General features: G+C 69.9%; 11 protein-coding genes and 3 tRNA genes. 5 read left to right on the top strand and 9 right to left on the bottom strand.

Features of this window, described 5'->3' with window-relative positions:
- Positions 1 to 232: 232 nt before the first annotated feature.
- From HHX31_RS10185 to HHX31_RS10175, 3 genes are all read right to left on the bottom strand, one after another.
- Positions 233 to 305 (bottom strand) — tRNA-Glu (locus HHX31_RS10185).
- A 13-nt stretch (positions 306 to 318) separates the two neighbouring features.
- Positions 319 to 391: transfer RNA gene (locus tag HHX31_RS10180), tRNA-Glu, on the bottom strand.
- A gap of 50 nt (positions 392 to 441) precedes the next feature.
- Positions 442 to 513: transfer RNA gene (locus HHX31_RS10175), tRNA-Gln, on the bottom strand.
- A 223-nt stretch (positions 514 to 736) separates the two neighbouring features.
- On the opposite strand from HHX31_RS10175, the gene HHX31_RS10170 reads away from it, so the two are divergent.
- The gene (locus HHX31_RS10170) at positions 737 to 2,719 is read left to right on the top strand and encodes a M3 family metallopeptidase (RefSeq protein WP_169947543.1); all 1,983 of its coding nucleotides are present in this window, start codon (positions 737 to 739) and stop codon (positions 2,717 to 2,719) included.
- Between the two features lie 251 nt (positions 2,720 to 2,970).
- Here the strand turns inward: HHX31_RS10170 and gltX are convergent, their stop codons facing one another.
- Together gltX and HHX31_RS10160 are read right to left on the bottom strand one after the other, a co-directional pair.
- Positions 2,971 to 4,347, bottom strand: a complete 1,377-nt coding sequence (gene gltX / locus HHX31_RS10165; protein ID WP_169947541.1) for a glutamate--tRNA ligase — start codon at positions 4,345 to 4,347, stop codon at positions 2,971 to 2,973.
- Positions 4,340 to 5,110 carry a fumarylacetoacetate hydrolase family protein gene (locus tag HHX31_RS10160; protein ID WP_169947539.1) on the bottom strand — a complete coding sequence of 257 codons (771 nt, stop codon included), beginning with the start codon at positions 5,108 to 5,110 and terminating at the stop codon, positions 4,340 to 4,342. The genes gltX and HHX31_RS10160 overlap by 8 nt, the downstream gene beginning before the upstream one ends.
- An 82-nt stretch (positions 5,111 to 5,192) precedes the next feature.
- Between HHX31_RS10160 and HHX31_RS10155 the strand changes: the two genes are divergently transcribed.
- Positions 5,193 to 5,615, top strand: a complete 423-nt coding sequence (locus HHX31_RS10155; RefSeq protein ID WP_311931719.1) for an antibiotic biosynthesis monooxygenase — start codon at positions 5,193 to 5,195, stop codon at positions 5,613 to 5,615.
- A gap of 59 nt (positions 5,616 to 5,674) precedes the next feature.
- On the opposite strand, the gene HHX31_RS10150 is transcribed toward HHX31_RS10155, so the two are convergent.
- On the bottom strand, positions 5,675 to 6,274 hold the full coding sequence (locus HHX31_RS10150) for an HD domain-containing protein (protein WP_169947537.1): 600 nt from the start codon (positions 6,272 to 6,274) through the stop codon (positions 5,675 to 5,677).
- A gap of 108 nt (positions 6,275 to 6,382) precedes the next feature.
- On the opposite strand from HHX31_RS10150, the gene HHX31_RS10145 reads away from it, so the two are divergent.
- From HHX31_RS10145 to HHX31_RS10135, 3 genes are all read left to right on the top strand, one after another.
- A complete protein-coding gene (locus HHX31_RS10145) occupies positions 6,383 to 7,354 on the top strand; it encodes a GlxA family transcriptional regulator (RefSeq protein WP_169947535.1) in 972 nt (323 codons plus the stop codon).
- Between the two features lie 45 nt (positions 7,355 to 7,399).
- The gene (locus HHX31_RS10140) at positions 7,400 to 8,002 is read left to right on the top strand and encodes a cysteine hydrolase family protein (protein ID WP_169947533.1); all 603 of its coding nucleotides are present in this window, start codon (positions 7,400 to 7,402) and stop codon (positions 8,000 to 8,002) included.
- 116 nt (positions 8,003 to 8,118) lie between these two features.
- Entirely contained in the window at positions 8,119 to 9,789 is a 1,671-nt protein-coding gene (locus tag HHX31_RS10135; protein ID WP_169947532.1) for a heparinase II/III family protein, read from the top strand.
- Between the two features lie 10 nt (positions 9,790 to 9,799).
- Here the strand turns inward: HHX31_RS10135 and HHX31_RS10130 are convergent, their stop codons facing one another.
- Genes HHX31_RS10130 through HHX31_RS10120 form a run of 3 tightly spaced genes read right to left on the bottom strand, consistent with a single transcriptional unit; the run spans position 9,800 to position 12,039 of the window.
- Positions 9,800 to 10,453: a DivIVA domain-containing protein gene (locus tag HHX31_RS10130; protein WP_169947530.1), complete on the bottom strand. Its 654-nt coding sequence runs from the start codon at positions 10,451 to 10,453 to the stop codon at positions 9,800 to 9,802.
- Positions 10,450 to 11,571, bottom strand: a complete 1,122-nt coding sequence (locus tag HHX31_RS35590; RefSeq protein ID WP_169947528.1) for a globin domain-containing protein — start codon at positions 11,569 to 11,571, stop codon at positions 10,450 to 10,452. Before HHX31_RS35590 ends, HHX31_RS10130 begins: the two co-directional genes overlap by 4 nt.
- Entirely contained in the window at positions 11,572 to 12,039 is a 468-nt protein-coding gene (locus HHX31_RS10120; protein WP_169947526.1) for a group 1 truncated hemoglobin, read from the bottom strand.
- Between the last annotated feature and the right edge of the window lie 154 nt (positions 12,040 to 12,193).

Raw genomic sequence — 12,193 nt, 5'->3', positions numbered from 1 at the left:
AGTGCCGAGGGTCTCGATGATGTACCCCCCGACCGGATTCGCGCCCGCGCAGCGGGCCATGAACAGGGCGCGGCGTCCCGTAACGGCGAAACCCCCGGCACGGGGAGTGCCGAGGGTCTCGATGATGTACCCCCCGACCGGATTCGCGCCCGCGCAGCGGGCCATGAACAGGGCGCGGCGTCCCGTAACGGCGAAACCCCCGGCACGGGGAGTGCCGAGGGTCTCGATGATGTAGCCCCGACCGGATTCGAACCGGCGCTACCGCCTTGAGAGGGCGGCGTCCTAGGCCACTAGACGACGGAGCCGTGTGCAGTGAAGTAGTCCCGAGCGGATTCGAACCGCCGTTACCGCCTTGAGAGGGCGGCGTCCTAGGCCACTAGACGACGGGACCTTACACTGTGCACTGCGCTGTTTCCAGCAGAATCCCTTGGGGGGATCCAGCTGGGGTACCAGGACTCGAACCTAGACTAACGGAGCCAGAATCCGTCGGGCTGCCAATTACCCCATACCCCATCTGCTTGCGGGGGCCTCGCGGCTCCCGCTTGCGACTCCGAAAGGATAGCCCAGCTTGGGAGCTACTACCAAAACGATTGCGGCGCGCCCTCTGATCTCTTGAGCCGATCCTCCCGACCGAAGGCTTCGGGGCCTTCCTCCCAGGGGGTTTCCTGTGCGGGAGGCGTTCCCCACCTGTGCGAGGCTGGGACAAACGCCAGCACCACGTGAGGAGTCGCCAGAGATGACCTCGGCCGGGAACCCCTTCCTCAGCCCGAGCACCCTTCCCTACGGGCTGCCTCCCTTCCAGGAGATCAGGGAGGAGCACTACGCCCCGGCGTTCGAGCAGGGCATGGCCGAACATCTCGCGGAGGTCGAGGCGATCGCCGCGAACCCCGACGCTCCGACGTTCGAGAACACGATCGAGGCCCTGGAGACGTCCGGCGCCCTGCTAGACCGGGTCTCCACCGTGTTCTTCAACCAGGCGTCCTCCGACACGACGCCAGGCGTACAGGAGATCCAGAAGGACGTCACGCCGAGGCTCGCCAAGCACGCCGACGCGATCCACCTCAACGCGAAGCTGTTCGCCCGCATCCAGGCGGTCGAGGCGGCCGACGACGAGCAGCGGTGGCTGTTGAAGCGTTACCTCACCGACTTCACCCGCGCGGGCGCCACACTGGGCCCGCAGGACCAGGCCAGGCTCAGGGAGATCAACGAGCGGCTGTCGGCCCTGGGGACGGCGTTCCAGCAGAATCTGCTGGCCGACGCCAACGAGCGGGCCGTGGTGGTCGAGGACGTGGCCGAGCTCGACGGGCTGTCGCGGGACGCCGTCCGGGCTCTCGCCGACCAGGCCAAGGAACGCGGGCTGGACGGCAAGTATCTGATCTCGCTGGTCCTGCCCACCGGGCAGCCTGCCCTGGCCGAGCTGACCAACCGGGCCCTGCGCGAGCGGATCCACCGGGCCTCGGTCGGGCGGGGCGCGGCCAACGCGGAGCTGATCAAGGAGTTGGCGCAGCTGCGCCGGGAGCGCGCGCGGCTGCTCGGCTACGAGAACCACGCCGAATACGTCCTGGCCGACCAGACGGCGGGCACCACGCAGGCGGTCACCGAGATGCTCGACCGGCTCGTGCCGCCGGCCGTGGCCAACGCGCGCAAGGAGCAGGCGGACCTGGAGGAGATCGCCGGGCACCCGATCCAGCCGTGGGACTGGGCGTTCTACTCCGAGAAGGTGCGCAAGGCCCGTTACGACATCGACAGCCGGCGCATGCGTCCGTACTTCGAGCTGAACACCGTGCTGGAGAAGGGCGTCTTCAACGCGGCGACGCGACTGTACGGGGTCACCTTCCACGAGCGCCCCGACCTGTACGGCTACCACCCCGAGGCGCGGGTCTTCGAGGTGCGCGACGAGGACGGCTCCCCGCTGGGCCTGTTCCTCGGCGACTTCCACGCCAGGGCGTCCAAGCGGGGCGGGGCCTGGATGAACAGCCTGGTGAAGCAGTCGGGCCTGGAGGGCACCAGGCCGGTCGTGGTCAACAACCTCAACATCGTCAAGGGCGAGCCGACCCTGATGACGTTCGACGAGGTCAACACGATGTTCCACGAGTTCGGGCACGCGCTGCACGGGTTGTTCTCCGACGTACGCTATCCCCGGTTCTCCGGGACCGCCGTGCCGCGCGACTTCGTCGAGTACCCCTCCCAGGTGAACGAGATGTGGGCGGTCCACCCGGAGATCCTGGCCGAGTACGCCAGGCACCACGAGACGGGCGAGCCGATGCCGCAGGACCTCGTCGACCGGATGCTGGAGACGCAGAAGTTCAACCAGGGTTTCGCCACGGTGGAGTACCTCGCCGCCACCCTGCTCGACTGGGCCTGGCACACGGCGTACGACGGCGAGGAGGACGTGGAGGAGTTCGAGAGGCGGGCGCTGCGGGATGCGGGGGTCGACCTCCCCGCCGTCCCTCCGCGCTATCGCAGCACGTATTTCGCGCACATCTGGGCGGGTGGCTACAGCGCCGGCTACTACTCCTACATCTGGAGCGAGGTCCTCGACGCCGACACCGTCGACTGGTTCAACGAGAACGGCGGGCTGCGCCGGGTGAACGGCGACATCTTCCGCCGTGCGCTGCTGTCACGGGGCGGCAGCGTGGACTCGATGACGGCGTTCCGGGATTTCCGGGGCCGGGACCCGGAGATCACCCCCCTCCTCGACCGCCGCGGCCTCCTCTAACCCCCCCTCTCCCCTCCCGTGATCTTGCAGTTTGTCGCACGCAGGCCATCCGACCTGCGCGGCATCCGTTCGTGATCTAACACCTTCCGGCCCTTCCAGACCGCCCACCAGCGAAAACGCCGTTCGTGACCTTGCAATTGCAAGATCACGAACGGCGTTTCCGCAGGCAGGAGCCTTGGCGCACGCACAACTGCATGATCACCAAACAAGTACGCCCTGGTCAGCGGTCATCGTTGCGACAAACTACAAGATCACGACGTGGGAGGGGGGAGGCGGGTGAGGGCGGTGCGGAGACGGTCGAGTGAGCGTTCCCGGCCGAGCACCTCGATCGACTCGAACAGCGGCAGGCCCACGGTCCTGCCGGTGATCGCCACGCGGACGGGGGCCTGTGCCTTGCCGAGCTTGAGCCCGTGGGCGAGGCCGACCTCCTCCAGGGCCGTCTTGAGCGACTCGGGATCCCAGCCGACCGTCTCCAGCCGCTCGGCGTAGCCGGCGAGGATTTCGGATGCCCCCGGCTTCATCGCCTTGTCCCACGACGCCTGGTCGAAGACGGGCTCGTCGAGGAACAGGAAGTCGACGTTGGCGGTGACCTCCGACAGCACGGCGACCCGGGTCTGCACCAGGTCGGCCACCCGGTCGAACACCGAGCGGTCCCAGGACGGGTCGAGCCACGGCTCGCAGCGGACGGCGAACACCTCGCGGGGCAGCGCCCGGATGTACTCGCCGTTGAAGGCCCGCAGCTTCTTCTCGTCGAAGAACGCGGGCGACTGGTTCACGTCCTCCAGCCGGAACAGCGGCATCATCTCCGACCACGGCATGATCTCGCGGTCGTCGCCGGGACCCCAGCCGAGCAGCATGAGGTAGTTGACCATGGCCTCGGCGAGGTAGCCCTCGTCGCGGTAGGACTCCAGGGCCACCTTGTCGCGGCGCTTGGACAGCTTCTGCCGCTTCTCGTTCACGATCACGGGCACGTGCGCCCAGACCGGCGGCTCCGCCCCGAGCGCCCGCCACAGGAGTTGCTGCTTGGGCGTGTTGGACAGGTGCTCCTCGGCGCGGATCACGTAGTCGATCCGCATCTCCATGTCGTCGACGACGTTGGCGAGGATGAACAGCGGCGAGCCGTCCCCGCGGACGATGACGAAGTCCTCCATCGCCGAGTTGGGGAACTCCACCCGCCCGCGCACCTTGTCGTCCACGACCGTCACGCCCTCGTCCGGCGTACGGAACCGTACGGCGCCCTCGGTCAGGCCACGGTCGCGGCAGTGGCCGTCGTAGCCCTGGTGCTCGGAGCCGGTCCTGGCCTTCACGTCGTCGCGCGTGCAGGTGCAGTGGTAGGCCTTGCCGTCGGTGAGCAGCTTGGCGGCGGCCTCGCGGTGCTGCTGCTCGTAGGCCGACTGGAAGTACGGCCCCTCGAAGTGCGGCGAGTCGCCGTTGATGCCGATCCAGGCGAGGGCCGAGATGATGCCCTCGGTCCATTCCGGCCGGTTGCGTGCCGCGTCGGTGTCCTCGATGCGCAGCACGAACGTGCCGCCGGACCGCTCGGCGACCGCCCAGTTGAACAGTGCGGAGCGAGCGCCGCCGACGTGGAACATGCCGGTCGGCGATGGGGCGAAGCGCACCCTAGTCACGTGAGATCACCCGGTTAGTGAGAGTTCCGATTCCTTCGATGGAGACGCCGACCTCGTCGCCCACGGACATCGGGCCGACCCCGGCCGGCGTGCCGGTCAGGATGACGTCGCCGGGGAGCAGGGTCATGACCGCGCTCACGTACGCGACGAGCGCGGGGATGTCGTGCAGCAGGAGTGAGGTGCGGCTGTTCTGCCTGACCTCGCCGTTGAGCGTGGTGGTGATCGCCAGGTCGGCCGGGTCGAGATCGGTCTCGATCCACGGGCCGAGCGGGCAGAACGTGTCGAAGCCCTTGGCCCTGGCCCACTGGCCGTCCTTGGCCTGCAGGTCGCGCGCGGTGACGTCGTTGGCGCAGGTGTAGCCGAAGATGACGTCGCCCGCTCGTTCGGCGGGGACGTCACGGCACAGCCGGCCGATCACCACGGCCAGTTCGCCTTCGTAGTCGACCCGCTCAGACAGCTTGGCCGGGTAGGCGATCGCCTCCGAAGGGCCGATCACGGTCGTGTTGGGCTTGAGGAACACAACCGGTTCCGCCGGCGGCTCACCGCCCATCTCCCTGGCGTGGTCGGCGTAGTTCTTGCCGATAGCGACGATCTTGCTGGGCAGCATGGGGGCGACCAGGCGGACCTCGGCCACCGGGAACCGCTCACCGGTGAACTCCACCCCGTGGAACGGGTGCCCGCCGACCCGGGCGATGACCTGACCGCCCTCTTCCACCACGCCGAAGGCGACCTGGTCGCCCATCGAGAACCTCGCGATACGCACGTCACGAGCCTAGTGGGGTACGCACCCCGGGCGTACTTAAGGTGGTCTTGTATCAGGTGAAGTCGAGCGTACGGGAGTCGATGTGCCTTCGGTCGTGAAGATCAACGTGCTGACTGTGCCCGAGGAGATGCGGCGCGAACTGGAGAAGCGGTTCGCCGGCCGGGCCGGGATGGTCGAGTCGGCCGACGGGTTCGAGTGGTTCGAGCTGTTGCGGCCGGTGGAGGGCAGCGACCGCTACCTCGTCTACACGCGGTGGCGCAGCGAGGAGGACTTCCGGCGCTGGCAGGAGAGCCGGGCGTTCCAGGCGGGGCACGCGCAGGCCGCCGCCGAGGGCGGCGCGCAGGGTCACGGCCACGGCCAGGGTCACGGGCACGGCCAGGGTCACGGGCACGGCCAGGGTCACGGCCACGGGCAGGGCGGCCCGGCCGCGACCGACGCCGAGTTGTGGTCGTTCGAGGTCGTGGAGAGCGCCGGCCCCAAAAGCGCGGGTCCCGAGGAGGCCTGAGACCGGGCGGGGGCCGCGAGACAAGGCGAGCCGCGCCGGGGACGGCGCGGCTGCGCCGTTCAGGCGTCGAGCGGGTGGGCGGCGATCCGGCCGCCGAGACCGCCGGCGACGGAGTCCGCCGCGGCGCAGCCCGGCTTGCGCCGCGCCTGCTCCTCAAAGGCCGCCAGGAACTCCGCGCCGAAGCCGAGCCGGGGGAAGCGGGCGAGCACGGCGGCCCGGGCCTCCGCGGAGAACTCCTCGGGCCGCCGCCCCGAGACGTCCCACGACGTGGCCACCTGCAGCAGGTGCGACTCGGGGTCCTCGGTCGCGGTGACCGGGTCGCGCATGTGGACCACGATGATCTTCTCGGCGCGCGCGCACCTGTCCTGCGACCAGCCGGCCGCCGTGCAGAAGACCCAGGCGAGGTGTCCTCCCGCCTCCTCGAACGGCACCCCGTGGCTGTCGAAGGTCTCGGTCAGCCCGATGTCGTGGAGCAGGGAGGACACGTAGTACAGCTCGTCGTCGAAGCCGATCCCGTGCGCCCCGGCGTAGCCCGCGCCCCACAGGTACGACCTGATCGAGTGGTTGAGCAGCGCGGGCGAGCAGAACCGGGTGGCGACGGCCAGCGCGGCCGCGGCGACGGGGGTCTGAGGGAACGTCTCTGGGATCGGAGCAGGCATGGCCCCAGGCTGGCAGATCGGACCGCCCGGGCGCGAGCGGCCGTACGGCCACCGGGCGCGCGATTCCGGCCAGGGGCGGCTCGCCTGCCCCGCAATAGCATTCCGGCCATGACGTTCCACCGGGTGGCGGTCCTGCTGTTCGACCGGACCCCGATGTTCGAGTCCGCCGTGCCGATCTCGATCTTCGGGGAGGACCGGCCCGGCCTGCCGCCCTTCGACGTACGGGTGATCGGCGGGGACGGCGGCTCGCAGGTGCGGACGAACGCCGGGGTCCGCCTGTCCACGCCGCACGGCCTGGAGGCGGTGGCGGAGTCCGACGTGGTGATCGTGCCGACCTACCGCAGTCCGCCGGACGAGCCGCCGCCCGCTCCCGCCCTGGACGCGCTGCGGGATGCCTACGAGCGCGGCGCGATCGTCGCGGGGCTGTGCCTGGGCACGTTCGTGCTGGCCGCCGCGGGGCTGCTCGGTAACCGGGCCGCGAGCACCCACTGGGCCTACGCCGGGCTGCTCGCCCGCCTCCACCCGGACGTGTCCGTACGCGCGGACGACCTGTACGTGGACGAGGGCAGGATCCTCACCAGCGCGGGCAGCGCGGGCGGCATCGACCTGTGCCTGCATCTGGTGCGCAGGGAGTTCGGCGCGGACGCGGCGACCGCGATCGCCCGGCGGATGGTCGTCGCGCCTCATCGGGCGGGCGGCCAGGCCCAGTTCGTGGCGCATCCCGTGCCGGACCACGCGGCGGACGACCCGCTGAGCGTGGCGCTGGACTGGGCGGCGCGCCACCTCGACCAGCCGCTCGGCGCGGACGCGCTGGCGGCCCGCGCGCTCATGAGCCGCCGCACGTTCGACCGGCGGTTCCGGGAGGTCACCGGCACCTCTCCGGCCCGCTGGCTGCTGCACCAGCGGGTGCTGCACGCGCAGCGACTGCTGGAGACGAGTGACCTGCCGATCGAGCAGGTCGCCCGGCGCAGCGGCTTCGCCTCCGCGGTCGCGCTGCGCCCGCACTTCCGGCGACTGGTCGGCGTCTCCCCCGCCGCCTACCGCCAGTCGTTCGGCTGGAATCGCTCGATGGATGGCTGAGGCCGCGCTCACACCCGTACGGCCGGTCACGCCACCCTCGGGTCCATGAACCGAGCGCTGATCGTGGTCGACGTCCAGAACGAGTACTTCACCGGCAACCTGCCCATCGCCCACCCGCCCCGGGAGGAGAGCCTGGCGGCCGTCCTGCGGGCGATGGACGCGGCCGGACGGCACGGCATCCCGGTCATCGTGGTCCGGCACACCGCCCCCGCGACCTCGCCGCTGTTCGCCGAGGGCTCGCCCGGCTGGGAACTGCGCGAGGAGGTCGCGGCCCGGCCGTACGCGCACCTGGTGGACAAGACCAAGGCGTCGGCCTTCCACGGGACCGGCCTGGCCTCGAGGCTCGAAGGGATCGACACCGTCGCGATCGCGGGATACATGACCCAGAACTGCGACGAGTCGACCGCCAGAGACGCCTTCCACCTCGGCTTCGCGGTCGAGTTCCTGTCCGACGCCACCGGGACCGTGCCGCTGGCGAACGCCGCCGGAGCGCTGTCCGCCCGGCAGGTGCACGAGAACGTGCTGGTCGTCATGCAGTCGAACTTCGCCGCCGTGGCCACCGCCGACGAGTGGATCGACGCCGTGGCGGCCGGGGTCCCGCTCCCCCGGCCGAGCATCTGGGAGAGCACGGCGCCCGCCCGGGCCTGAGGAGAACTCACACGCCATTTGGGAGCAGTTGTGCAGTTGTGACCAGAGCGACTTGACCAGATCGTCAGGAATCGGACAGCATGAGCCGCCCCGATTGGATCTCGGAAGGAACCGGCGTGCTCCGCCGCCTCTCAGCCCTCTCCCTGTCAGTGCTTCTCCCGCTGACCGCGCTCGCCGTGGCCACGCCCGCCCAGGCGCGGGCCCCGCAGCGCACCCCGGAGTGCCAGGGGGACTGGCTGCCCGCCACCCCCAGCTCCGGCGACGTCATGGACGGCAAGCTGTCCTTCCTCGGCCTGCCCGCCGTCTCGGTGGGCAAGAACGTCAACTGGCGCATGGACCCGTACAAGAACCGGTCCTGGCAGATGGTGTTCCACTCGCTGCGGTGGATGGGCCGGCTCGTGGCCGACTACGAGTCGACCGGCGACAAGGGCTATCTCGGCCGGGCCGAGGAGATCGCGAAGGACTGGGTCGCGGACAACCCGTACGGCGGGCGCACCACCAGCCCGTACGCCTGGGCCGAGCACCCGATCGCGCTGCGCGCCCCCGCCCTGGTGTGCCTGAGCAGGTACGTGAAGGCCGGCTGGCTGAAGAACAGCCTGGCCCTGCACGCCAAGCTGCTGTCCGACCCCAAGCACTACGAACTCGGCCACAACCACGGGCTCGACCAGGACATCGGCCTGCTGCGCATCGGCTGCCGCTACGGGAACCCGACGTGGAAGAACCTCGCCGTGCGCCGCATGGTGAAGTCGATGAAGCTCGACATCGACACGCAGGGCGCGCTGCGCGAGCAGGCGCCGCGTTACGCCGTCTACGTGTACGACCGGCTCAAGGTGGCCATCGACACGATCAAGGACTGCGGGATGAAGGTCCCGGCGGACCTGGCCACGCGCTGGGAGCGCCTGCCGCGGCACATCAGCGCCGCCACCCAGCCCAACGGCTACATGGTGCCGATCGGCGACGGGCCCGCCGACGTCCAGCCGGCCGCCTTCGACCACGGCAAGGCGACCGTGCAGGTCTTCGACGCGGGGTACGTCTTCGGCCGCACCGCCTGGGACGACCCCAAGTCGGCCTACTACTCGATCCGCTTCGGGCCCGCGCTGAAGTTCCACGGCCACGAGGACCACATGGGCGTCACCTACTACGCCCAGGGCCGCTCGATCCTCACCGAGGCGGGCTTCCACTCCTACGAGAACACGCCGTACCGGCGGTGGACGATGAGCCCGGAGGCGCACAACGTGCCCGTGATCGTGGGCAGGAAGTTCCGCGGGCACACTCCCACCGCGCTGGTCGGCAGGTCCGTGCGCGCGGACCGGCAGGCGTTCACCTTCACCGACAAGGCGTACGGCGTGCAACGCAAGCGGTCGGTGCTGGTCAACCATCGCGAGGACGTGATGGCGGTGCTCGACAGCGGCGGCGGGAAGCTCCGCAACCTGTGGCACCTCGCCCCCGGGCTGAAGGTCGTGTCCAACTCGGGCGGCCGGATCGTCGTGGCCGACGGCGGGTGGAAGGCGTCGATCGTCCAGCTGGCGATGCCGTCCTGCAGGGCCGTGGGCGGCCAGCGGGTGGTCATCGGGCAGACCTCGCCCTACCAGGGCTGGGTCTCGCCCGGCTACATGCGCAAGGAGCCGGCCCCGGCGATCGTCTCGCCCGTGGCCGGGTCGTTGCTCACGGTGGTGGTGCCGGGAACCGACCGGCCTGAGGTCACCTGCTCAGGACGCACTCTGACCGTTCACACGCCGGCCGGTTCTGTCAGGCTGCGCGCGAGCTCCTCCGGCACGCTGTCCTAGGCGGGAGGGGCTAGCCGTACACGGAGGGTGACGAGGCGCCGTTGGCGAACTGCTTGGCCTGGTCGGGCACGTGGCCGAGCTTGTCCACCTCCTGGGCCAGGCCCTCCAGGACCGCACGCAACTGCACCTGGGTGACCTCGGCGAACGTACGCAGGTAGGCGATGCGGCGCTCCAGCTCCTCGGCCTCGGCGCCGGGCAGCCCGCTGCCCGAGGCGCGGTAGGCGCCGACCGCCCGGTTGGCCGCGTCCTCCGCCTGCCGCTGCGCCTCTATGAGGAGTTCCTCGTACTGCTGGCGGGCCTGGCTCACGATGCGCCGCGCGTAGTCCTCCGCCTCCGCGATCTGGGCGTCCGCCGTCTGCTGGGCCCTGGACAGGATGTTGATCGCGTCGACGCTGAGGGTCTGCGGAGCCATGGACTGCTCCGGGTTGAGGCCGTGCTCCTTGTACCACTGCTTCATGCGGTCGATGTACGCCCGCAGGTCCGCCTTCTCCTTGTCGCTGGCGGCCATGTCCTCCGCGACGCGGTAGAGGAACGCGCGGACCTCGTCCTCGCTGTAGCCGCGGCGCCCGAGCGAGGTGCGCGCGAACTCCTGCTTGCGGACCCGATCCGGCGTGAGGGGCTGCCGCTCGCCCGCCGGGCTTGCCCAGGGCGTCTCTGCCGTCATGACTCCCGACCTCTGTCGCTCGTGAACTCGTCGAAGTGGATCTGGTCGGTCGGCACGCCGGCGTCGATCAGCCGTCCTACGGTGGCCTGGACCATCTCCTCGGATCCGCAGACGAAGACGTGCTGGCCACGCCATCCCTGCAGCGCGACATCCACCGCGTAGCCGCGTGTCCCCCGGTAGAAGGGATCGTGGGAGACGACCGGCACGACGTTCAGCCAGGGATGCTCCGCGGCCATCTTGGCCATCGACTCGTAGTCGTACAGCTCCCTGGAGTTCCTGGCGCCGACGACGAGGTCCACCCTGCGAGTCGGGCCCTCGTACGCGATCTGCTCCACCAGCGCCTTCATCGGCGCGAGGCCGGTGCCACCCGCGATCATGAGCAGGTCGCCCTGGACGTCAGGGGAGAGCGTCAGCCGCTCGCCCACCGCCGCGCCCACGCGCAGCACCTCGCCCCGCCGCGCGCCCATGACCAGCGCGGAGCTGAGCACGCCGCCGTCGACCATGCGTACGTGCAGGTCGATGGTGTTGTCCTGACGCGGCGCGTTGGCGAACGAGTAGAACCGCCAGATGCGCGGGCGCATGGCATAGGAGATCGACGCCGACTGCCCAGGACGGAAGGGGTACTGGTAGTTCAGCCGGGCGCGGATGACGGCGATGCCGATGCTCCGCGTCTCGTGGGCGAGGATCTCCGCCTCCCACCAGGGCGGGGACACCTTGGCCGCGTCGTTGGCGGCCTCGACCATCACCTGGGCGACCAGGTTGTACGCCTGGGCCCAGTCGTGCGCGAGCGCGGGCGTCCACCGCTCGCCGAGGAAGTGCTCCAGCGTGGCGAGCAGCGCCTGGCCGACGGCGGGGTAGTGCGCGGCGGCCACCGCGAACTTGCGGTGGTCGCGGCCGAGTTGCTGGAGGACCGGAACGACGTCCTCGATCTGGTCGACGTTGCTGATCACCTGTCCCAGCGCGGTCACGAGCTTGTCGCGCTGACGCGCCATCGACACCGGAAACATGTCGCGCACGTCGGGGTTCATCAGGAAGAGAACCGAATAGAAGTACAGCGGCACCTGGTCGCCCGAGCGGGAGACGAGGTGCCAGCTGTCCTTGAGAGCCTGCGTATCCACTCAGCCGGCCGTTTCCGTTGGCTCGGCGACGATGGACGACTTCACCTTGGCGAGGACGAGGCCGACGTCGCGCAGGATGTCCTCGTCGACGCCACCGGCCTGCAGCACCGCGAACAGGTGCTCGCCCACCTTGTCGTAGTGCTGCGACGTGATGCCCAGGCCCGCGTGGGCCTCGCCCAGGTCACGGCCCTCGTACGGGTCGGGGCCGCCGAGGACCGAGCACAGCAGCACGACCATGTGCCGCTTCAGCCTGGGCATGTCGACGCCGTCGAAGTAGGGCTTGAGGTCGTCGTCGCCGAGGACGCGTACGTAGAAGCTGTCGACAACTTCGCGCACGACCGGTGCGCCGCCAATGCGGTCGTAATAGGACAAGCTGTTCACAGGCCCTCCCAAATCAGGTGCACCAGCGAGGGGAAATGACCGCCATTCGGAAAATTTCCCCACAATGGCAGTCACGCGGCTGGTCATGGTGACAGACGTGGCTCGGCTCCCACGGGCCCGGCCGTTCCCGATGAAGACCGGAGAACGGGCGCGGACGCCGTGGCCACGGGGTTGCGCGCAGATGCTTCTTGCCGTCACCCTCCGTCGAGCCAGAGCATGGCACTGAGACTGGAACCGCGGC

It is taken from the genome of Microbispora sp. H11081 (assembly GCF_012999535.1).
Classification (GTDB): domain Bacteria; phylum Actinomycetota; class Actinomycetes; order Streptosporangiales; family Streptosporangiaceae; genus Microbispora.
This window is presented reverse-complemented; position numbering and strand designations above follow the sequence as displayed.

Coding starts and splice junctions, on each gene's coding strand:
- HHX31_RS10130 (WP_169947530.1), bottom strand. CDS start 10,453: ATGACGGCAGAGACGCCCTGGGCAAGCCCGGCGGGCGAGCGGCAGCCC.
- HHX31_RS10140 (WP_169947533.1), top strand. CDS start 7,400: ATGAACCGAGCGCTGATCGTGGTCGACGTCCAGAACGAGTACTTCACC.
- HHX31_RS10120 (WP_169947526.1), bottom strand. CDS start 12,039: ATGACCAGCCGCGTGACTGCCATTGTGGGGAAATTTTCCGAATGGCGG.
- HHX31_RS10150 (WP_169947537.1), bottom strand. CDS start 6,274: ATGCCTGCTCCGATCCCAGAGACGTTCCCTCAGACCCCCGTCGCCGCG.
- HHX31_RS10145 (WP_169947535.1), top strand. CDS start 6,383: ATGACGTTCCACCGGGTGGCGGTCCTGCTGTTCGACCGGACCCCGATG.
- HHX31_RS10170 (WP_169947543.1), top strand. CDS start 737: ATGACCTCGGCCGGGAACCCCTTCCTCAGCCCGAGCACCCTTCCCTAC.